Raw genomic sequence first — 22,669 nt, forward strand, 5'->3', positions numbered from 1 at the left:
TTAATTAAATACGGATTAGATGCCTATAAAGGCACTTTTATAAGATCCTAAAAAACGGGTCCGGTCTCTAAGGTATACCTATAGGACCGGGCTCATTTTAAAATTATTTATAAAATTATGAGGTGAAGAGAATGAACTTTAATAAGAAGACTATCGAAGACGTTCAAGTAAACGGTAAAAGAGTTTTAGTTAGATGTGACTTTAACGTTCCACTAAAAGATGGAGTTATAACTGATGAAAATAGATTAGTTGGAGCTCTTCCAACAATCAAATATTTAGTAGAAAATGGAGCAAAAGTTATACTTTGCTCACACTTAGGAAAAGATGCTTCTAAGACTTTAGCACCAGTAGCTGTAAGATTAAGCGAAATGTTAGGTAAAGAAGTAGTATTCGCTAGAGACGAAGAAGTTGTTGGCGAAAACGCTAGAAAAGCTGTTGCTGATATGAAAGACGGAGACGTTGTATTATTAGAAAACACTAGATGCAGAAAAGAAGAAACTAAAAACGGAGAAGAATTATCTAAAGAATTAGCTTCTTTATGTGATATCTACGTTAATGATGCTTTCGGAACTGCTCACAGAGCTCACTCTTCAACAGAAGGTGTTACAAAATTTGTTGACACTGCTGTTTGTGGATACTTAATTCAAAAAGAATTAAAGTTCTTAGGAGAAGCTGTAAATGCTCCAGTTAGACCTTTCGTTGCTATATTAGGTGGATCAAAGGTTTCTGATAAGATAGCTGTTATCAACAACTTATTAGAAAAAGTTGATACAATAATCATCGGTGGAGGAATGGCTTACACATTCTTAAAAGCTCAAGGATACGAAATCGGAACTTCTTTATGTGAAGACGATAGAATGGACTACGCTAAAGAAATGATAGCTAAAGCTGAAGCTAACGGAGTTAAATTCTTATTACCAGTAGACCACAGAATTGCTGATGGATTCAAGGATGTTGAAGCTACAGTTACTGAAGATCAAAACATTCCAGCAGGATTCATGGGATTAGATATCGGACCAAAGACAGAAGCTTTATATGCTGATGCTATAAAAGATGCTAAGACTGTTATCTGGAACGGACCAATGGGAGTATTCGAATTCGAAAACTTCAACAAAGGAACAATAGCTGTTGCTAAGGCTATGGCTGATGCAGATGCTACAACAGTTATCGGTGGAGGAGACTCAGCTGCTGCTGTTAACATCTTAGGATTTGGAGATAAGATGACTCACATCTCTACAGGTGGTGGAGCTTCATTAGAATTCTTAGAAGGTAAAGTATTACCAGGAATCGCTGCTTTAAACGATAAGTAAGAGCCAAAATCTTCGATTTTGTAGCTCGCACTTATGCAGGGCTAAGTAAGAGTCCAAATTTTAATTTGGGTACTCGAACTTACACCTACGAACATATGTGAGTAGGTGTTTCCTTAAGCCACTAAATCTCTGATTTAGTGAGGCGAACTTAACTGATAATCAAAATTTTATGTTTTGTTATTGGAAGTTATACAAGTGTGTACACCTACACACGTATGTGAGTAGTGTGCTACCTTAAGTGAAAATCCAAATTTTAATTTGGTTATTTGAACTTACTCCTCCGATAGGAGGAGTTTCATTAAAAAAATTGTATGAGGTGATTATAATGAGAAAAGCTATTATTGCTGGAAACTGGAAAATGCACTACACTCCAGAAGAAGCTGTTAAATTAGTAAATGAATTAAAGCCATTAGTAAAGGATGCTACTTGTGATGTAGTAGTTTGTCCTACTTTTGTTTGCTTAGATGCTGTATTAAAAGCTGTAGAAGGATCAAACATCAAAGTTGCTGCTCAAAACATGCACTTTGAAGAAAAAGGAGCTTTCACTGGTGAAATCGCTCCAAGAATGTTAGAAGCTATGGGTGTTGACTATGTTGTTTTAGGACACAGCGAAAGAAGAGAAATGTTCAACGAAACAGATGAAGCTTTAAACAAGAAAGTTAAAGCTGCTTTTGCTCACAACTTAACTCCAATTCTTTGCTGTGGAGAAACTTTAGAGCAAAGAGAAAACGGAACAACTAACGAAGTAGTTGGAGCTCAAATCAAAGCTGACTTAGAAGGTTTATCAGCTGATTTAGCAGAAAAAGTTGTTATAGCTTACGAACCAATCTGGGCTATCGGAACTGGTAAAACTGCTACTGATGAGCAAGCTAACGAAACAATAATGGCAATCAGAGGAATCGTTGCTGAAATGTTCGGTAAAGAAGTTGCTGATAAAGTAAGAATCCAATACGGTGGATCTGTTAAGCCAGGAACTATAAAAGCTCAAATGGCTCAATCTGATATAGATGGTGCTTTAGTTGGTGGAGCTAGCTTAGTTGCTTCAGACTTTGCTGCAATAGTTAATTACTAAAATAGATATAACTTAAAAGAGATAACTCTAAGTGGGTTATCTCTTTTTTATGCAATTTATTAGATTAGCATATATAATTGATTTTGAAAATTCAAGAGCAGTTAAAATTACATTTGTTAAAGATTCTATTTTTTATAGAACCAGCTTAGAAAATATATAGTTTTTAGAGGACCTAAAAATAAGTATTAAAGTAAAATAAAAGCAATTAATACAGTGTAATTAACAATGATGTAAAGATAAGAAAAAAGGTCAAATATTATAAAATTTACTAAAGAAATTTCATAGGAAAAATTTTCAACAAACGTTTACAAGAATAGCTATTTAGTTGTGAAGGTTATATAATTATAGTATAATAAAAAAGAATTTGATTAAAGATATATATATTATACCAATTATATCTTAAAGCTAAGAAATTTGTTAAAATGATGCTTTATTTCAAATTCAGCTTTTACGAGTCAAAATAGATGAAATTTTTATATAACTTGGAGGGAATTATGGCGAAGAAACCTGTAATGTTAATGATATTAGATGGATTTGGAATAGCTCCAAATGGTGATGGTAATGCTGTAGAAAAAGCTAAGAAGCCAAATTACGATAACTTACTTGCAAAATATCCACACACTGAAATACAAGCAAGTGGTATGTTTGTAGGATTACCAGATGGACAAATGGGTAACTCAGAAGTTGGTCACTTAAATATAGGTGCAGGAAGAATTATATACCAAGAATTAACAAGAATAACTAAGGAAGCAAATGAAGGCGGATTCGCAAAGAATGAAGCTTTATTAAAGGCTATAGAAAATGTTAAGAAGAATAATTCTGCATTACATTTAATGGGATTATTATCAGACGGGGGAGTACACTCTCATATAGAACACTTAAAAGGATTATTAAAGTTAGCTAAAGATATGAACATAGAAAAAGTATATGTTCACGCATTCATGGATGGAAGAGACGTTCCACCATCATCAGGAAAAGATTTTATAGTTGAATTAGAAAAAGCTATGGAAGAAATCGGAGTTGGTGAAATAGCTACAGTATCAGGAAGATACTATGCTATGGATAGAGACAACAGATGGGAAAGAGTTGAACTTGCTTATAATGCAATGGTATTAGGTAAAGGTGAAACTGCTTCTTCAGCTGTTGAGTGTATGGAAAAATCATACCATGATAATAAGACTGATGAATTCGTATTACCATGCGTTATAGAAAAGAATGGAGCTCCAACAGCTACAATTTCTAACCATGATTCAGTAATATTCTTTAACTTTAGACCAGATAGAGCTAGAGAAATAACTAGAGCTATAAATGATAAGGTATTTACTGGATTTGAAAGAGAAAACTTAGACTTAGTATTTGTTACTATGACTCAATACGACAAGACATTAGAAGGTGTTGAAGTTGCTTACAAGCCACAAAGTATAAATAATACTTTAGGAGAATTCGTTGCGTCTAAAGGATTAAAACAATTAAGAATAGCTGAAACTGAAAAGTATGCTCACGTTACATTCTTCTTCAATGGTGGAGTTGAAAAAGAAAATGAAGGTGAAGATAGAGCTCTTATTGCATCTCCAAAAGTTGCAACTTATGACTTAAAGCCTGAAATGAGTGCTTATGAAGTAACTGAAGAATTAATAAATAGATTAGACCAAGATAAATATGATATGGTTATCTTAAACTATGCTAACCCAGATATGGTTGGACACACTGGTGTTATGGATGCTGCTGTTAAGGCTATAGAAACAGTTGATGAATGTTTAGGAAAAGTAGTTAACAAAGTATTAGAATTAGATGGAACAGTATTTATAACTGCTGACCATGGAAATGCTGAAACTATGATAGACTACTCAAATGGTCAACCATTTACAGCTCACACAACTCAACCAGTTCCATTTGTATGGGTATCAAACCACACAGAAGGAAAGAAATTAAACACAGGTAAGTTAGCTGATATAGCTCCAACAATGTTAAGTGTTATGGGCTTAGAAGCACCAGAAGAAATGACTGGAGAAAACTTAATAGTAAGTAAGTAGTTTATAATAAATAAAAAAGAACTATCGCTGGATTAGGCGATAGTTCTTTTTGCTTTATAAATTATATATTTTTCTTGAATGAGAAATATAAGTATTGGTAAAATATTGATATATATATATATAAAGAATAGGGAATTTTAATTAAAGAAAGATATACAAAAAATCAGTAATATTGACTAATATTATTAACTTTATAAATACTATGGAATAAAATAAATAACTATAATATCTTAAGGGTAAAAGATAAATAATAAATTATTTAATATAGGAGAATTTAATATGGGAATAAAATTTATTGAGGATAAGAAAATATTCAAACTAGATGCAAAAGATACATCATATATCATTTCTGTGATAGATGAAGAGCAATTTGTTGGACATGTGTATTTTGGAAAAAAGATAATTGACGAGGATGTAAATTATCTTTTACGTTTAGATGAGCCACCATATGTACCATCAAAGAATAATCGTGATAGAGTATCATTCTATGATAGTTTCCCCACTGAATACTCCACTCATGGTATAGGAGATTTTAGAGAAAGTTGCCTTCAAGTGAGGGATAAAAATGGAAATACAAGTTGTAGACTACAATATTTATCTCATGAAATATATAAAGGTAAGAAAAAGTTAGCGGGATTACCAGCAACATTTGGAGATGATAATGAATGTACAAGCCTTGAAATAACATGTATAGATAATGATTTAAATCTTGAGGTTATTTTAATTTATACAGTATTTGAAAACCTAGATGTAATTACAAGAAGTGTAAGAGTTAAAAATTGTGCAGAAGATTCAATAGCGTTAACAAAGGTTTTATCAGCGTGTATAGATTTCGATGGGATTAATTATGATATGATTTCTCTTCATGGATCATGGGCAAGAGAGAGACACATATCAAGAAAAAAAATAAGTTATGGGAAGGAAGCTGTATCGACTGTACGAGGTGAATCAAGTCATCAAGATAATCCGTTTATAGCTCTTTTAGATAGTTCAGCAACAGATGAAAGTGGAAATGTATATGGATTTAATTTTGTTTATTCAGGAAACTTTTTTACTCAGGTTGAAGGATGTCAATTTGATACTACGAGAGTAGTTATGGGAATTAATCCAGTTGATTTTACATGGGTTTTAGGTAAAGACGAAGAATTTCAAGCTCCAGAAGTAGTTATGGTTTACTCAGATAAAGGAATAGGGAAAATGACTAGAACCTTCCATGATTTATATCGTAATAATTTAATTAGAGGTAGATTTAAAGATAAGAAACGTCCAATATTAATAAATAACTGGGAAGCAACTTATTTTGATTTTAATACAGAAAAGTTATTATCTATAGCTAAGGAAGCATCATCTTTAGGAATAGAGATGCTAGTAATGGATGATGGATGGTTCGGAAAGAGAAATAAGGATAATTCATCATTAGGAGATTGGATAGTAAATGAAGAAAAAATACAGGGTGGATTAAAATATCTTGTAGATGAAGTAAATAAGTTAGGAATGGAATTTGGTATATGGTTCGAACCAGAAATGATATCACCAGATTCAGATTTATATAGAGCTCATCCAGATTGGTGTATTCATATTGATGGTCGTACACCTGCGTTATGTAGAGAACAATATGTTTTAGATTTATCTAGAAAAGAAATAGTAGACTATATTTATGAAAGTGTTAAAAAGGTTCTTTCAAGTGCTAATATAACTTATGTTAAATGGGATATGAACAGACAAATAACTGATTTAGGTAGTAAATGTATTCCGGCAGAAAGACATGGAGAGTTATTACATAGATATGTTTTAGCTGTTTATGAAATGATGGATAGATTAACTACAGATTTTCCTCATATATTATTAGAAAATTGCTCAGGTGGAGGGGCAAGATTTGATCCAGGTATGTTATATTATAGTCCACAAATATGGTGTTCTGATGATACAGATGCTATTGAAAGATTAAAGATTCAAGAAGGAACAGCTATGGTATATCCACTTTCTTGTATTGGGGCTCATGTTAGTGATTGTCCTAATCATACAGTCGGAAGAAGTACACCTTTTGAAACAAGAGGTCATGTAGCATTAGCAGGTACCTTTGGATATGAATTAGACGTTACTAGAATACCTAAAGAAGATAGAGAGATGATTCCAAAACAAGTTGAAATGTATCATAAATATAATGATTTAGTTAGAACAGGAGACTATTATCGTATAGAAAATTTCTCAGAAAATCATAGTTTTGATTCTTGGGAAGTTGTATCTAAGGATAAAAAAGAAGTTTTAGTTACTTGTGTGCAAGTATTGGGAAGAGCAAATTATCATAGTAGAAGAATAAAGTTAAAGGGATTAGTAGAAGATAAAATGTATAAGTTAGAAGGTACTAAAGAAGTATTTTCAGGTGGAGTCTTAATGCATGGAGGACTTAATATTACAGATTTATATGGAGATTATTCAAGTAAGCTACTACATCTAATTCAAGTATAAATTTAATAAAAATATGCTAAGCGTTAAAAAGTTTAGCATATTTTTTTATTTTTAAGTATTTAGTGAAACTAATATTTATAAAAAGTGACAATAAAAAATATACAAATCTTAATATATATATACGATAATTATTCCCTATACTCAGAAACGTTTACAGAGGATTTTACGAGATTTATACTAAAAACATCAAATAAATAAATTATAAATCTTTTAAAAAGTAGGGGGAGAATCATGAAGAGAAATAAGTTAAAAGGGATTATAGCAGTAGCTATAGCGCTGACTTTAAGTGTTACATCATTAATCGGATGCGGAAATCAAAATGCAGGAACAGCAACAGATGAAAATGTTACATCTGAATCAATTTTAGACTCAGTAATAAGTGTAGATACTGTGTTAAAGAATGCTAAGCTTGAGGGTGAAAAAGCTGATGTAGCAGGAACTGTATTAAGTACAATGGTATCATTTACGCCAGGAGCAGCAGCTCATGGTAATCCATTAGTAAATGGTGGACCAGATTGGTCAATGCAACCATTAATATTCGATTATCTATGTGATTACAGCTCTCAACCAGAAAAAACATTTAAACCTTCATTATTAGAAAGTTATGAGTTTGAAAATTGTGTATTAACTATGAAATTAAAAGATGGTCTTAAATGGAGTGATGGTAGTGCTATTACTGCAGATGATTTAATGTGTAATCTATTTATAGAAATGACTGTAAACAATATAGCGTACTACGCTGAATCGGTAACTAAAGTAGATGATTTAACGGTAGAAATAAAGTACAACAAGGACTCTGCGTTATTACTTGATTATGTATTAAAATCACCTTTGATGTATCCAGCTGAAAACTATGGTGAATTTGCTAAGGTTTTTGAAGAACAATTTAATAATAATAGAGAGCTTGATGATGATGGAAACTTTAAATTCACTACTGATGGAGATTTAAAAGTTAATGAAGCTACTACAGAGCTTAATAATTACTTACCAGATTTAATGAGTATAAAATGTTCAGGTGCATATGTTCCAAAGACAATGACATCAGCTGAAATTATATTTGAACAAAATCCTAATTATAGAGTACCACTTTATATAGAAAAAATTAGAGGTATAAGACCAACAAGTACAGAATCAAATGCATTAGCAATTTCGAATGGAGATTATGATGCAGAAGGTATGGGATTATCTCCTGATTTAGCTCAAAAGGTAGCTGAGAATAATGCAGATACAATAAGACAAATGGTAGTTCCAGAGTTTAGTTCTTTAGGTTTCTGTATGAATACTCAAACATACCCAACTAGCGATGTAAATGTTAGAAAAGCAATAGCGTATATCATAGATTCAGCTCAAATAGCTCCAGTATCTGAACCAGGAATGGTAAAAGGGGATGAGTATGCAGTTGGACTTCCACCTTCAATAAGAGATAAGTATCTAAGTCAGGATTTCTTAAATACACTAGATAATTATGATGTTAACTTAGAAAAAGCAGCTGAATGCTTAGAAGCTGCTGGATGGAGCAAAAAAGGTGATAAGTGGGTTGATGCTAATGGAGATAGTCCAGAAATCATAGTAGCTGGTGTTGGTGAATATCCTGCATATGTTGTAATGGGAGAAGCAGCAGCAAATATGTTAACATCATTTGGATTAAATGCAGTATTTACACCAAAAGAAGCAGCAGCGTATAACGATTATGCAACATCTGGACAAGGACATATGGTTATAGATGGATTTGCGTCAGCAACTAATACTCAACATCCATTTGAAGCTTACAACGGAATTTGGTGGTATGGACAAAGAGGTATGAACTTAGTATTCCCAGAGCAAGGTAAATTAGTTTGGAAAAATGATGAAACTGGAGAAGAGTTCCAATACTCAGATAAAATGACAGAGTTATTTGATGCAGCAAATGATGAAGAAATAACAGCTGTGACAGAAGAATTTGCACAATTTTTTAATGATAATGTGTGGTTTATTCCTGTAACTGAAAAGTACTATGTATTTAGAATTCATAATCCAAAGCTTTCAATGGCTGAAGCTCCAACAGGAGAACAATTAAGTGACTTCTACTGGTCAGGTACAACTAGTGCTCTTATAGGAAAGATGATAAGAGGGGAAGAATTATATTACATTAAATAATTATTTATAAAAAAGTTAAAGTAAATAGGGCTGTTAGTTAACAGCCCTATATTTAGAATTAAGAGGTGATTTGACATGAAAAGATTAGCTACTTGTCTTGCAACAATGCTAGCTTCGCTATTATTAATATTTTTCGTAATACAAGCAATGCCAGGAGATCCAGTCGATACATTGACGCAAGAATATATGAGATCAAGTCAATTATCATATGAACAAGCCTACAACAAAGCAAAATTAGCTTTAAATTATGACCCAGATGAACCGGTGGTTGAGAGATTTGTATCATATGTAAAGGGAATTGCAACAGGAAATTTAGGACAATCTATGTCTTTTAAGGAATCAGTGTCTAAAATAGTTTTAGGGGCACTACCTTGGACATTACTTGTATGTTCAATATCATTATTACTATCATTTACTGTAGGAGTAATTCTAGGAATTTATGTAGCTTGGAAGAGAAGTAAGTTGTTAGATGGTGTTCTTACTGGATATCAAGCAGTTTTAGGATCTATTCCAGATTATATAGTTGCATATTTATTAGTTTTATTATTTTCATTAACACTTGGATTATTTCCATCAAAAGGTGCATATGACTCATCAGTTACACCAGGATTTAACTTAGAATTTATATTAAATGTATTAAGTCATGCAGCATTACCAATCTTAGCATATTTCTTAACTACATTAGCTGGATGGATAATGGGGATGAAAGCAAACTGTATGTCAGTTTTAGGTGAAGATTATATAAATTATGCAAAAGCTAGAGGTATATCAAATAAACGTATTATATTTAGCTACTTAGGAAGAAATGCAATGCTTCCGATGGTAACAAGCGTTGCTATATCATTTGGAATGATGTTTGGAGGATCACCTTTAATAGAAAATTTATTTGTTTATCCAGGTGTTGGATATTACCTAACCACAGCTATTTCAAGGAGAGATTATCCTCTTATGCAAGGAATGTTCCTAATGATAATTGTAATGGTATTATTATCAGGATTATTTGCAGAATTCTTGAATACTAAATTAAATCCAAGATTAAGGGAGAAATAAGATATGAATAGTACAGCAAGTGTAAATAAAATAAAAACCTTTGAAAAAGAAGGAACATTTTTAACATCGCTAAAGGAATTCTTTCAAGTAATTTGGAGAAATAAGATGGCGAGAGTAGGATTTTTAATTTTAGTATTTTTCTTATTACTTGCTATTTTTGGACCAATGGTGGTGCCTGCACCGGAATCAAACTACTTAGCAAGATTAAAACCACCTTCTGCAGCTCATATTTTAGGAACAGACTATGCAGGAAGAGATATTTTAGCATTATTTATAAATGGATCAAGATCGGTTTTATTAGTTGCTTTTTATGCAGCATTATTTTCAATAGTATTTGCATGTGGAATTGGTATAACAGCAGGTCTTGTTGGAGGAAAAGTTGACGAAATATTAATGTTAATAACAAATATAGTTTTAACTATGCCAACTTTACCTGTAACAATGGTGCTTTCAATGGTTATAAACGTAAGTAATGATATATTATTTGGATTAGTATTAAGCTTATGGTCATGGGCTGGTCTTGCAAAGGCTATAAGATCTCAAGTGCTTGTAATAAGGAATAAGGATTTTATTGAGGCAAGTAGAGTAATGGGAATAAGCACAATTAACATTATTATAAAAGATGTAGTGCCAAATATAACTTCATTTATAGCTATAAACTTTATAGCAATAATGAAGGGAGCTATAATGACATCAGTTTCATTAATGGTTTTAGGATTAGTTCCTTTTAAAGGCAGCCATTGGGGAATGATGATACAGATGGCAATGTCACAATCAGCAGTTTTATATGGTGGTCTTGGACCAATAGTTTATTTTATGACACCTATTATGGGAATAGTTTTATTCCAATTAGGATGTTATTTCTTCGCAAATGGGTTAGATGAAGCAATGAATCCAAGATTACGTAAATAGGGAGGGTACATTATGAAACCTTTAATAGAAGTTAAAAATCTTACAATAGAATTCTTTTTAAAAAATGGAAAGCTAAGAGCATGTGACAATGTTTCTTTTACAATATATAAAAATGAAGTATTAGGAGTAATAGGTGAAAGTGGAAGCGGAAAATCAACTTTAGCTTCAGGGATATTAAATCTTGTACAAGCACCTGGAAAGATAACATCGGGAGAAGTTTATTATTATGATGAAGATGACAAGAAAGTTAATTTATTAGAGCTAAGCACTGATGAGTTTAATGAATATAGATGGAAAGAGATAGCTACAGTATTTCAAGCTGCACAAAATGCTTTAAATCCTGTATTAAAGATAAAGGAGCATTTTATTGAAACTGTGTTAGCTCATGATCCAGGCAGAACAGTCGAAGATATTATAAAAAAAGCAGAAGAAGTATTAAGATATGTAAGACTAGATACGAATGTACTTGAATATTATCCACACCAATTAAGTGGTGGAATGAAGCAAAGAGTATTAATAGCTTTAAGCCTTGTATTAGATCCAAAGGTAATATTACTTGATGAACCTACAACTGCTTTAGATGTTATAACTCAATGGTATATATTAGATTTATTAAAAGATATTCACGAAAGACTAGGAGTAACTTTAATATTTTTAACTCATGATATTTCAGTTATATCAGGAGTAATAGATAGAATTGCAGTTATGTATGCTGGAGAGCTAGTAGAATTTGGTGAAGTTGCCGATGTATTTGAAGAACCATCTCATCCATATACTAAAGGGTTATTAAATGCAATACCAACATTAAATGATGACGTTACACAGCGTAAAGCTATACCAGGAAATCCTCCAAACCTTACTCAAGAATTTAATGAATGTAAATTCTCTCCACGTTGTAGTATTTTTTTAGCTGGTGAATGTAAGGGAAGTAGAGAAAAGACTAAAGTAATGTACTTTGTAAATGATACTAAATGCACTAGATGTTATGAATTTGCAGAACGTCTAACTACAGTAAAGTCAGAGGAAGGTGCGTAAAATGAGTTTATTAAAAATAGATAATATAAGCATAGAATTCGATAATAGAGTTAATAAAAAGGAAAAAGTTAAGGTATTATCTGATATCAACTTAGAGGTTGGAGAAGGAGAAATTGTAGCGGTAGTTGGAGAAAGTGGATGCGGAAAAACTACATTAGGCAAATTAATTGTTGGAATTCATAAACAGACTAAAGGAAAAATATTATATAAAGGAAAAGATATAAGTAAGCTAAAGAGAGCTGAGTTTAAGGATTATAGATTAGGAGTTCAGATGGTTCATCAAGATTCTTTTGCTGCTTTAAATCCAAATAGAACAATATTCCAATCTTTATCTATGCCGTTATTACAGCATAAAATAGCTAAGAATAAAGCAGAAGCTGAGAAAATATTAAAAGAATATTTTGCTGAAGTTGGATTAGTTCCACAAGAGCAATTCTTATATAAATATCCTCATCAATTAAGTGGAGGACAAAGACAAAGAATTTTACTTGCAAGAGCATTATCTGTTAAGCCTAAATTAATAGTTGCTGATGAACCTGTATCAATGGTTGATGTATCATTAAGAATTTCACTTATAGATTTAATGACTAAGATGAATAAAAAGTACAATATATCTTTTGTTTATATAACACATGATTTAGCAACTGCAAGATATATCGCTAAAAATGGAAGACTTGTTGTAATGTATTTAGGAAAAATTATTGAGTTAAATAATATATATGATGCTATCGATCATCCTAAACATCCATATTTCCATGCCTTACTTGCAGCGGTGCCTCAAAGTGTTGGAAAGAGATCCGATGGAGGTTCAAAAGAGTTACCTTTAAGAACTTTAGATATGCCGAGCATAATTAATCCACCATCAGGATGTAAATTCCATACAAGATGTCCTTACTATACAGAAAAGTGTGAAAAGGAAGAACCAGAACTACTTCAATATAAGGGAGGATATGTAGCATGTCATCATGTGGAAAGGATAGAAAGAGAAAGGGAAAAAGTAAAAGAAGTGATATAGATTTAACATCTATACTTACATTTATAAAACTTATACAAGCTATAGGTTGTGGAATGCTAGGCATATCAGTTTTAGGATTAATATTAGTAGGGAAAAATCCATCAGCACAAGTTCTTTATATTATGGTTATAGTAGTAAATTTGATAATAGTATTTGGAGGATTATTTCCTATAAGATATTTAACAAATAAGGTTAGTAATGAAAAATGAGCAAAAAATTGATGGAAGAAAAAGAGATAAGTGAATTAGATATTCCTAACTTTAGTTTATCTAATAAAAATGCTAGCATTGAATGCAAAAAATTGATGAAATATTTTTCAAGTATATTTGAAAAAGGAATAATAAGTGGACAACATTGTAATAAAGCAACTATGCCAGATATTGAATATATAAGAAGAGTTACAGGAAAGGTTCCAGCTATATTGGGATTTGATTTTCTAAGTTATTCAGGGGAAATAGAAACACCAGAAAGTACATTTGAATGTATAGATGAATTAGTCAATAATAAAGGAAGTGTAGAGGCTGCTTTATATTGGGCAAAGAATACTAATGCAATAATTACTTTTTGTTGGCATTGGTTTTCGCCTTTGAATGGAAAGGATAAAAGTTTTTATACAAAAAACACAAGTTTTGATCTTGTTAAAGCACTTATTGATGGGACTGAAGAAAATTTAGCTTTGATTAGAGATTTAGATATGATTGCTTATGAATTAAAAAAATTTAAAGATGCTAATGTACCTATACTTTGGAGACCACTTCATGAAGCTTGTGGTGGTTGGTTCTGGTGGGGAGCATATGGAAAAGAAGCTTATATTAAATTATATAGATTAATGTATGATAGATACGTTAATTATCATAATCTTAATAATTTAATATGGGTGTGGAATTCCCCGGATAAAGAGTGGTATCCAGGTGATGATGTGGTAGATATAAATAGTGCAGATTATTATTCATCATTAGGAGATAATAGACCATTAATTGAAGAGTATAATACTTTTTATAGTATTCCAACTACTAAAAAACCGTTAGCATTAGGAGAGAATGGCCCAATACCTGATCCTGAACTTATAAAATCATCAAAAGCTTATTGGCTTTGGTTTATGGTTTGGAATAATGTATCAGAAAAAATTGTATGGAACTCAAATGATGTTTTAAAAAGATTTTTTAATGATGATTTTTTAATAACTCTTGAAGATTTACCAAAGTTAAGGTAGTTTAAGAGGTTTATGGGAGGATATTTTTATGAAAGAATCTAAAAATGCTCTAGAGTTAGCTTTACATCTTTTTAAGATAGGAGAACTAATAAGAGATATGGATGAAAAGATTAATAATGAAGATGATAATGAGTTAAAAAGGATATATATAAATGAAAGAGAAGATATGTATAGTACTCAAATAGATATGATTCATAAGTTAAGATCATTAAATATATAATCTGAAAACCCCATGGATAAGAATCCATGGGGAAAATTTTGGGGTAAATATAAAGATTATTTAATTATGAAAGGAAGAGTTAGAACCATAGATGTCCCTTTACCTTTAATACTGAATATTTCTAACCCATAATTAGAGCCATAATTAAGCTTTAATCTTCTATTTATATTTCTTAAAGCGATGCCTTTAAAATTATTATTTTTATCATTAATATAGTCGTTTAGATTATCACGAGTTGATTCATCCATACCAATACCATTATCAGAGATAGATAATAATAAATTATTATCTATTTTTTGACCTTGAATTATTATTTTACCATCACCACTACATTCACTAAGTCCATGGTAGATAGCATTTTCAATTAAAGGTTGGATTATCATTTTGATTATCTCGCAATTTAATAATTCATCAGGAACCAAATTCTCAATGGTGAATAGTTGATCAAAACGTATTTTTTGTAGATATATATAATTGTTTATTATTTCTAATTCTTTATTTAATGTAACTGTATTGATTTTTCTATTCATACTATATCTAATTATAGAACCAAAGTATTCTGCCATTATTGAGGTTTCTAAATCATCATTAATTTCAGCCATCATGTGTATAGATTCTAAGGTATTATATATAAAATGGGGATTAATTTGGTTTTGTAATTGTCGTAGTTCCAATTCTTTTTGCTCAATTTGGTTTTTATAATTTATATTTATTAAGTCATTTATACGGATCTTCATTTTATTATAAGAGTTAATTAATAATCCTATTTCATCATCTTTATTATATAAGATAGTAGAGTTAAGATTTTTTTCTAAATTATTTGCCACCATATTAACTATTAAGGATTTTATTGGGTTAAATATTCTTCGTATAAAGAATATATATAAAATTATAGTTAGTATTAAGAAGAAAATTAAGTTTATAAAAAATAATATTATATATAAACTATTAACTCTAAATACTTCAGATTTTGGCATAGTATTAGTAAGAATCCAATTAGATTCAGGAATATAATTTTTACAGTTAACATATTTTATTCCTTCGGTTATATAGCTAATTGTGGGCTCTGAACTTTTATAATCTGTGTTAATAGAATAGTTATCTATAATAAAATCTTTATTGGTAGTCATTATCAGATTACCATCAGAATCATGGATAGAAATAACTTGTCTATTAAAAGGTAAATCGTTAGTTAATAGGTTTAAAAAGTTTTCTACAGGTACTGTCACAAGGATTAAACCAGTAGGTTGATTTGTTGTTAAATCAATAATCTTCCTAGTTAATGCTATTAATTTAGTAGAGCTATCAATTTCGATATCAAATATATTATTTTCAGTTATATTTGTAAAAATATTAGTTTGGCTATCTGATAATAAAGCTTCTTGAAACCAATTTTCTAAGGTTGGATTGATTAATTTAAAGTTTGAACTATTTCTGCTGGAGAAAACTCCACGACCTTTTAGGTCATATATATAAGCTCCGTTTATAGAATCATTTTGGATTAACATCATTTCACAGATATATTTTAAATAGTTATAATCAGTAATTTCACTATTGTTATTATCATTTAGAATAGCATTAAGTTTGCTTACTTCTGGGATAAGTAATGGGTATTTAGATACATCAGAAATATTGTTAAGTTTTTCTATTATCTGTTGGCTCAGACTTGAATTGAAATTTTTAACTACTTTTTCTGTTTTGTTAAATTCATATTTAGAATATGAATATAAGTTTAATGAAGTAGCTAAAAAATATATAACATACATAAAAATTAAAATAAATATAGTGAGTCTTTTAATTGATAAATTCATTTTAAACATAATAATTGCCATCCCATAGAGTTAAATATGATTAGAAATTTTATTTAATTTAATTATACATAATATAGTAAAAAAAATAAAATTTATTTAAAAAGTAATATATTTAAAAATGTAAACATTTAATGTATAATTTTAGTATGAATTATACTATAATTTATAAGCTTCAGGAGGAATTATGAAAATAGTAGTAGTAGATGATGATAAAATTATTAGATTAGGATTAACTAAGATAATAAAACGATTATTTGAACAACATGAAGTAATTTCAGACTTTAATAATGGGGCAGTTGCACTAGAATATTTAAGAGATAATAAAGTTGATTTGGTCATTACAGATATAAAGATGCCTATAATGACGGGAAGTGAATTAATAGAGAAGTCAGCAAAAGAATTGGACAACCCTCCTATGTTTGTGGTTTTAAGTGGATATGATGAATTTACATATGTAAGAGATACAATGAAATCAGGAGCATTTAATTATTTACTTAAACCTATAAAGCAAGAAGAGCTTAAAAAGGTGATTCAAGAAGTAGAAGTTAAAATTAAAGAAAATAAGAAACAAGATAAGTTATTAAGTAAATCAATAGAGGTATTAAAAAGGGACTTTTTTAAACATATATTATTTTCAAATGTTGAAACAAATTATAAAACAGACCGATCACTTTTAGAGAATATACAGTTAAATGAAAATTATAAGTATAAGATGACAATTGTTCAGAGAGATGGAAATAATGATAAAACAATAATAAGTAATTTTATAAGAGATATATTAGAGTTAAATAAAGATGTAGAATATTTATCTTTTTATTTTGAAGATAACGTATATATAGTGTTCTATCTAGAATGTAGCGAAGTAAATTTAATTAATAAATTAACAGAAGATATTATAAGTAAAGCTGACAGCTTAGTTGAAAACGATAAGAATGTATTTATTATTGAATATACTGATAAAGTTTAGCAGTTACGTGAACAGTCAAGGCTTTTTAGAAAGTTAAAAAATAATATTAGTAGTGAAAGTAAGGCCAAAAAGTATATTTTAAGTTTATCAGAAGAAATGAATAATAATATATATGATGAGAATGAAAAAACAAATGTTACAGCTATAAAATTGGCGAAGCAGTATATTATTAAAAACTTCAATAAAAATATAACACTTAAAGAAGTGGCGGATGAAGTGTTTTTAAGTCAGAATTATTTATCAGAGCTATTTAAAAAGGAGATGGGGGAAGGGTTCTATGATTTCCTTTCTAGATATAGGATACAGGTTGCAAAAGATTTATTATTAACAACAAATCTGAGGGTTTATGAAATAGCAGAAAATGTGGGATATAACGATTCTATAACTTTTGGAAGAGCATTTAAGAAGATAACAGGAGCAACACCAAATAGTTTTAGAAATAATAGGGTGAGTGAATAAGAGTAATATTTATTAAGTATTATGAAAGAGGTTAGAATTTATGAATAAACATAAAATGAAGAGAATCTTACTAGGTGTATATCTTATGATTATTAGTAGTATTTTTATTAGTTGTACAGCTATATATAAAAATAATATTAATGATATAACTGCTAAAGGTGATGAGGAATTAGAAGGAACAATACGGTTTGTTAGTAATAGAACTGATAAAAAAGCAGAATTAGAAGCTTTAATTAGTGATTTTGAAGAAATGCATCCAGGGGTAAAAGTTGAACTGGAGCTTATCGGAGATGCAGAAGAGATACTTCAAAGAAAGGCTACAGTAGGTGAATTATCAGATATAACGTTAGTTCCTGCAGCTATAAAGATAAGTGAATATAGTAAGTATTTTATGCCTTTAGATGGATTGGGGTTTGATGAAGATAGTATATATAATTATTCTAGTGGGATTGGTAGTGATGGGAAATTATACAATATAGATAGCTCTATATCATGGAATGGAGTTTTATATAATAAAAAAGTTTTTGAAGAAGCAGGTATTGAAGGTATACCAAGGACAAATGAAGAATTTTTTGAAGTTTGTAAAAAAATAAAAGCAATAAATAAGGTTCCTATGGCTATAAATTATAAAAATAGTTGGACAATGAGTACGTGGATAGATACATTACCATATGCATTTAATAATAAGTTTGAAGATGAAGTTATATTAAATTCAGTAAATATACTAGAAGAAGGGAATGGATTATATAAATCTTTAAACTTCATAAGGACAATAGTTCAAGAGGGATATTGTGAAGAGGATTTATTAAATTATGAATGGGAGCAATGTAAAAAAGATATAAAAAATGGAGAAGTAGCTATGATATTTTGGAATTCTAACTATAAATATCAATTAGAGGATATAGGAATGAATGTCGAAGATATAGGAATTTTTCCATTACCAGAAATTAATGAAATAATAGTTTACGGTGATTATAGGTTTGGAATTTCTAAGAATACAAAGTACCCTGAAGCAGCAAAAACATTTTTAAAATTTATTTTTGAAGATGATAGATATGCAGATGCAGTGAATATATTATCAATATCAAAGAATAGTGATAAAAGTAAAAATTTTCTTAAGGAAATTCAAAGTTTTGATATACCTGTTATAATTCACGATAATATTATTGATTATGGAGAAGATTATATAAATATTAATCATGAAAAATATGATAGCTTAAGAAAGCTAACTGGATTAAATTATACCTTTGTACAAGAGTATATTGTAAGTGATAATGTAGAAGAATTAAGTAATGATTTAAATAATAGATGGAATGAGCTAAAGTCTAAAGAAATGTTAAATTAGATAAATATATACTGTGCTTAAGAAAATATATACAAAAATAAAGAGTTGTCTAGCACAATATTGTATTTTTGAATATTAGATAATAAATTTTAAGTAAAGGTTTAAAAATATAAATAGAATGGAGTTATAGTATGAGTAATTATATTGCATTTGATATAGGAGGATCATCTGTAAAATGGTCTATAATAAATTTAAATGGAGAATTTTTAGAGAATGGAAAGATATCTATTCCTAAAACTATAGAGGAATTTTTTAAAGCTATTGCAGATAAGGTTAATGAGTTAAAGGACAAGTATCAGTTAGAGGGAGTAGCTATAAGTGCACCAGGAGCTGTAGATTCAGTAAGCGGAATAATAGGAGGAATGAGTGCATTACCATATATTCATGGGCCAAATTTTAAAGTCATTTTAAATGAAATGACTAGCTTACCAATTGAAATCGAAAATGATGCAAATTGTGCAGCTTTAGGTGAATGCTGGAGAGGGGCTGCAATGGATGCAAATGATTCTGCTTTTGTAGTTTGTGGAACTGGTATTGGAGGAGCCTTAATTAAGGATAAAAAAATTCATACAGGAATCCATAAACATGGTGGAGAGTTTGGATATTGCTTCGTAGATATAGATGTTGTAAATAAAAAATATTTATCTTGGAGTAGAGCGGGATCAACATTTGCAGTAGCAAAAGCTATCGCAGATAGAAAAGGGATAAATATAGATGAATTTAATGGAGTTAAAGCATTTGAATTGTATGATAATGGTGATGAGATAGCTATTGAAGAGGTAAATAAATTCTTTAGATATATGGCTATTGGAATATATAACATTCAATATACTTATGATCCAGAAGTAATAATACTAGGTGGAGCTATTTGTGAAAGAGAAGGATTTTTAGAAGAGGTTAATAAGAAGATAGATGAAGTAATGAATAATAATGATGATGCAACAATTAGACCATTAGTTAGAATATGTAAATATGGAAATAATGCAAATAAGTTAGGTGCATTATATAACTTCCTACAAAAACAAGATTTAATTTAAAATTAGGCTCTGTTAGATTTTTTCTAACAGAGCCTAAACCTTTAATAAGAATTATATACAAATAAGTTATTGGTCTTGGAGTAATGCATATAAGAATAGATATAAATTTATATTTGTCATAATAGATAAATATCACTAATTGAATATTATATTAATATTAATAATATAATAGTACAAATACTTAATAAGGTAGGGTGTGATGGCTAGAACATATGCATATTCAGCGGATTTTGATAAAGAAGTGGAAAACCTTTTTAGAGAAGCAGAATTTTTAGGTGAAGGTCATAATGGGATTGTATATGAGGTACCAGGAAATAAGGCATTAAAAATATTTTTAGAAAAAAAGATTTGTAAGGAAGAAGCTGATATTTTAGAAAAAGTAAGGAGATCAAAATATTTTCCCAAAATATATAGCCGAGGAGATTATTATATCTTAAGAGAAAAAGTTGATGGTATGAGATTAGACCATTATATTGAGCAATATGGATTGACTGAAAAATTATCATATAACCTATATAAATTGATTAAAGAGTTTGAGGAATTAAGATTTACCAAATTAGATATAAGATGTAGAGATGTTTATGTAGGTGATGATGAAAGGGTAATGGTTATAGATCCTAAGCAATGTTATAGAAGGAAAGTATCTTATCCAAGACATTTGATGAAGGGGCTAAATGGAATAAATGTACTTGATCAGTTTCTAAACTATGTGGAGAGATTTGATAAAAAAACCAGTCTTGAGTGGGGAAAGAAGATGGAACAATATTACTATAAGCAAGATAATGAGGAAATAGTTTAACTGATTAATAGAAAATGTAGAATTTATAATTACTTAGTGAGTTTGAATTGCAACTTCTAAAAATAAAGCTAGCATTTGTGTTAGCTTTATTTTTTATACCTTAAAAAATTTTATAAAATAAGATAACTGTTTTTTAACATTATCAGGGTATTTTTAATGAATATTATCCTAGGCTGTGGATAAAATAAACAAGAGAGATTTATTGGAAGTTACATCTTTGACCATAAAGGAGAAGATGTTTCATAAGTGAAGTTCCAAATTTTAATTTGGTAAGCTGAACTTACACATTCGACATTAAGGAGAAGGTGTTTCATAACTGAAAATCAAAATTTTATATTTTACAATTGAAAGTTACATCTTCGACAATAAAGGAGAAGATGTTTCACTTATAAATTAAGGAGGAGACATGTAATGAAAAATTTCGTGGAAATAGTTGATGTAGTAGCAAGACAAATACTTGATTCAAGATGTTTTCCAACTGTAGAAGTTGAGGTATATCTAGAAGATGGAACTGTAGGAAGAGCTGCTGTACCATCAGGAGCATCAACAGGAATATATGAAGCTGTTGAATTAAGAGATGGTGATAAATCTAAATTCATGGGTAAAAGTGTACTTAAAGCTGTTGAAAATGTTAATGATACAATAGCTGAAGAATTAATAGGATGTAACGTATTTGACCAAACTTATATAGACAAAATGTTAATAGAGTTAGATGGAACTAACAATAAAGGTAAGTTAGGGGCTAATGCAATACTAGGAGTATCTCTTGCTGTTGCTCAAGCTGCTGCAAACTATTTAGGATTACCTTTATATCAATACGTTGGTGGAGTAAATGCGAAGGTTTTACCAGTTCCAATGATGAATATTATAAATGGTGGATCTCATGCAGATAACTCTGTTGATTTACAAGAATTTATGGTTATGCCTGTAGGGTTTGATTCTTTTGATACAGCAGTTCAAGCATGTGCAGAAGTTTATCATGCATTAAAGAAAACTTTAAACGATAAAGGATATGCTACTGGTGTTGGAGATGAAGGTGGATTTGCACCTAACTTAAAGTCAAATGCAGAAGCTATCGAAGTTATTTTGGAAGCTATTAAGAAAGCTGGTTATGAACCAGGAAAAGAAATGTTTATAGCTATAGATGCAGCATCTTCTGAATACTATAAAGATGGTAAATATGTTTTAGAACATGAAGGAAAGACTTTAACAGCTGCTGAAATGGTAGATTTCTTAGAAGATTGGGTTAACAAGTATCCAATCATATCTATTGAAGACGGTATGGCAGAAGAAGATTGGGAAGGTTGGAAGCTATTAACAGAAAGACTTGGAAAGAAAGTTCAATTAGTTGGTGATGACTTATTTGTTACTAACACTGAAAGATTAGAAGAAGGAATTAAAAAGGGAGTTGCAAACTCTATTCTTATAAAATTAAACCAAATTGGTACTTTAACAGAAACTTTAAATGCTATAGAAATGGCTAATAGAGCAGGATACACAGCAGTTATTTCTCATAGAAGTGGTGAAACAGAAGATACAACTATCGCAGATTTAGTTGTTGCTGTTAATGCTGGTCAAATTAAGACTGGAGCACCTGCAAGATCTGAAAGAGTTGCTAAGTACAATCAATTAATAAGAATAGCTGAAGAACTTGACGATGTTGCTGAATATCGTGGAAGAAAAGCATTCTTTAATATTAAAGAATAATATATTTAGGAGCTACAAAAGTAGCTCCTTTTTCATTCAATTAATATAAACAGTAATTACTATTTATAGTATAAAAATA

The 22,669-nt window shown here is 29.9% G+C and carries 19 protein-coding genes; 18 read left to right on the forward strand and 1 reads right to left on the reverse strand.

Features of this window, described 5'->3' with window-relative positions:
* Nucleotides 1-131 precede the first annotated feature (131 nt).
* From LQE93_RS06315 to LQE93_RS06370, 12 genes are all read left to right on the forward strand, one after another.
* Nucleotides 132-1,310, forward strand: coding sequence for a phosphoglycerate kinase (locus LQE93_RS06315; protein ID WP_055264437.1), 1,179 nt, complete (start codon nucleotides 132-134; stop codon nucleotides 1,308-1,310).
* 325 nt (nucleotides 1,311-1,635) lie between these two features.
* Nucleotides 1,636-2,382: a triose-phosphate isomerase gene (gene tpiA / locus LQE93_RS06320; protein WP_055264435.1), complete on the forward strand. Its 747-nt coding sequence runs from the start codon at nucleotides 1,636-1,638 to the stop codon at nucleotides 2,380-2,382.
* Nucleotides 2,383-2,876: 494 nt separating this feature from the next.
* Entirely contained in the window at nucleotides 2,877-4,415 is a 1,539-nt protein-coding gene (gene gpmI, locus LQE93_RS06325; protein ID WP_055264433.1) for a 2,3-bisphosphoglycerate-independent phosphoglycerate mutase, read from the forward strand.
* 279 nt (nucleotides 4,416-4,694) lie between these two features.
* The gene (locus tag LQE93_RS06330) at nucleotides 4,695-6,884 is read left to right on the forward strand and encodes an alpha-galactosidase (RefSeq protein ID WP_231072659.1); all 2,190 of its coding nucleotides are present in this window, start codon (nucleotides 4,695-4,697) and stop codon (nucleotides 6,882-6,884) included.
* A 231-nt stretch (nucleotides 6,885-7,115) separates the two neighbouring features.
* Nucleotides 7,116-9,020, forward strand: coding sequence for an ABC transporter substrate-binding protein (locus LQE93_RS06335; RefSeq protein WP_231072661.1), 1,905 nt, complete (start codon nucleotides 7,116-7,118; stop codon nucleotides 9,018-9,020).
* A gap of 75 nt (nucleotides 9,021-9,095) precedes the next feature.
* Nucleotides 9,096-10,070: an ABC transporter permease gene (locus LQE93_RS06340; RefSeq protein ID WP_055264427.1), complete on the forward strand. Its 975-nt coding sequence runs from the start codon at nucleotides 9,096-9,098 to the stop codon at nucleotides 10,068-10,070.
* Nucleotides 10,071-10,073: 3 nt separating this feature from the next.
* Nucleotides 10,074-10,982, forward strand: a complete 909-nt coding sequence (locus LQE93_RS06345) for an ABC transporter permease (protein ID WP_231072663.1) — start codon at nucleotides 10,074-10,076, stop codon at nucleotides 10,980-10,982.
* Nucleotides 10,983-10,994: 12 nt separating this feature from the next.
* Entirely contained in the window at nucleotides 10,995-12,017 is a 1,023-nt protein-coding gene (locus LQE93_RS06350; RefSeq protein ID WP_055264423.1) for an ABC transporter ATP-binding protein, read from the forward strand.
* Nucleotide 12,018: 1 nt separating this feature from the next.
* Entirely contained in the window at nucleotides 12,019-13,032 is a 1,014-nt protein-coding gene (locus LQE93_RS06355; RefSeq protein WP_055264421.1) for an ABC transporter ATP-binding protein, read from the forward strand.
* A complete protein-coding gene (locus LQE93_RS06360; protein ID WP_055264419.1) occupies nucleotides 12,975-13,241 on the forward strand; it encodes a hypothetical protein in 267 nt (88 codons plus the stop codon). Before LQE93_RS06355 ends, LQE93_RS06360 begins: the two co-directional genes overlap by 58 nt.
* The gene (locus tag LQE93_RS06365) at nucleotides 13,238-14,245 is read left to right on the forward strand and encodes a glycosyl hydrolase (protein ID WP_084758953.1); all 1,008 of its coding nucleotides are present in this window, start codon (nucleotides 13,238-13,240) and stop codon (nucleotides 14,243-14,245) included. The genes LQE93_RS06360 and LQE93_RS06365 overlap by 4 nt, the downstream gene beginning before the upstream one ends.
* Nucleotides 14,246-14,273: 28 nt before the next feature.
* Entirely contained in the window at nucleotides 14,274-14,465 is a 192-nt protein-coding gene (locus LQE93_RS06370) for a hypothetical protein (protein WP_055264415.1), read from the forward strand.
* 56 nt (nucleotides 14,466-14,521) lie between these two features.
* Here LQE93_RS06370 and LQE93_RS06375 read toward each other — a convergent pair whose 3' ends face one another.
* Nucleotides 14,522-16,285 (reverse strand): sensor histidine kinase, encoded by a 1,764-nt coding sequence (locus LQE93_RS06375; RefSeq protein ID WP_231072665.1) that lies wholly within the window; start codon nucleotides 16,283-16,285, stop codon nucleotides 14,522-14,524.
* Nucleotides 16,286-16,460: 175 nt separating this feature from the next.
* On the opposite strand from LQE93_RS06375, the gene LQE93_RS06380 reads away from it, so the two are divergent.
* From LQE93_RS06380 to eno, 6 genes are all read left to right on the forward strand, one after another.
* Nucleotides 16,461-17,243: a response regulator gene (locus LQE93_RS06380; RefSeq protein ID WP_231072667.1), complete on the forward strand. Its 783-nt coding sequence runs from the start codon at nucleotides 16,461-16,463 to the stop codon at nucleotides 17,241-17,243.
* Between the two features lie 96 nt (nucleotides 17,244-17,339).
* Nucleotides 17,340-17,702: a helix-turn-helix domain-containing protein gene (locus LQE93_RS06385; RefSeq protein ID WP_231072668.1), complete on the forward strand. Its 363-nt coding sequence runs from the start codon at nucleotides 17,340-17,342 to the stop codon at nucleotides 17,700-17,702.
* A 40-nt stretch (nucleotides 17,703-17,742) separates the two neighbouring features.
* A complete protein-coding gene (locus LQE93_RS06390; protein ID WP_231072670.1) occupies nucleotides 17,743-19,047 on the forward strand; it encodes an ABC transporter substrate-binding protein in 1,305 nt (434 codons plus the stop codon).
* A 131-nt stretch (nucleotides 19,048-19,178) separates the two neighbouring features.
* Nucleotides 19,179-20,084: an ROK family protein gene (locus LQE93_RS06395; RefSeq protein WP_055264405.1), complete on the forward strand. Its 906-nt coding sequence runs from the start codon at nucleotides 19,179-19,181 to the stop codon at nucleotides 20,082-20,084.
* A gap of 199 nt (nucleotides 20,085-20,283) precedes the next feature.
* Entirely contained in the window at nucleotides 20,284-20,883 is a 600-nt protein-coding gene (locus tag LQE93_RS06400) for a serine/threonine-protein kinase (protein ID WP_055264403.1), read from the forward strand.
* Nucleotides 20,884-21,294: 411 nt separating this feature from the next.
* Entirely contained in the window at nucleotides 21,295-22,590 is a 1,296-nt protein-coding gene (gene eno / locus LQE93_RS06405; RefSeq protein WP_186838469.1) for a phosphopyruvate hydratase, read from the forward strand.
* Nucleotides 22,591-22,669: the final 79 nt, after the last annotated feature.

Origin of the sequence: Clostridium sp. NSJ-145 (assembly GCF_021044725.1) — a bacterium.
GTDB classification, from domain to species: domain Bacteria; phylum Bacillota; class Clostridia; order Clostridiales; family Clostridiaceae; genus Clostridium; species Clostridium disporicum_B.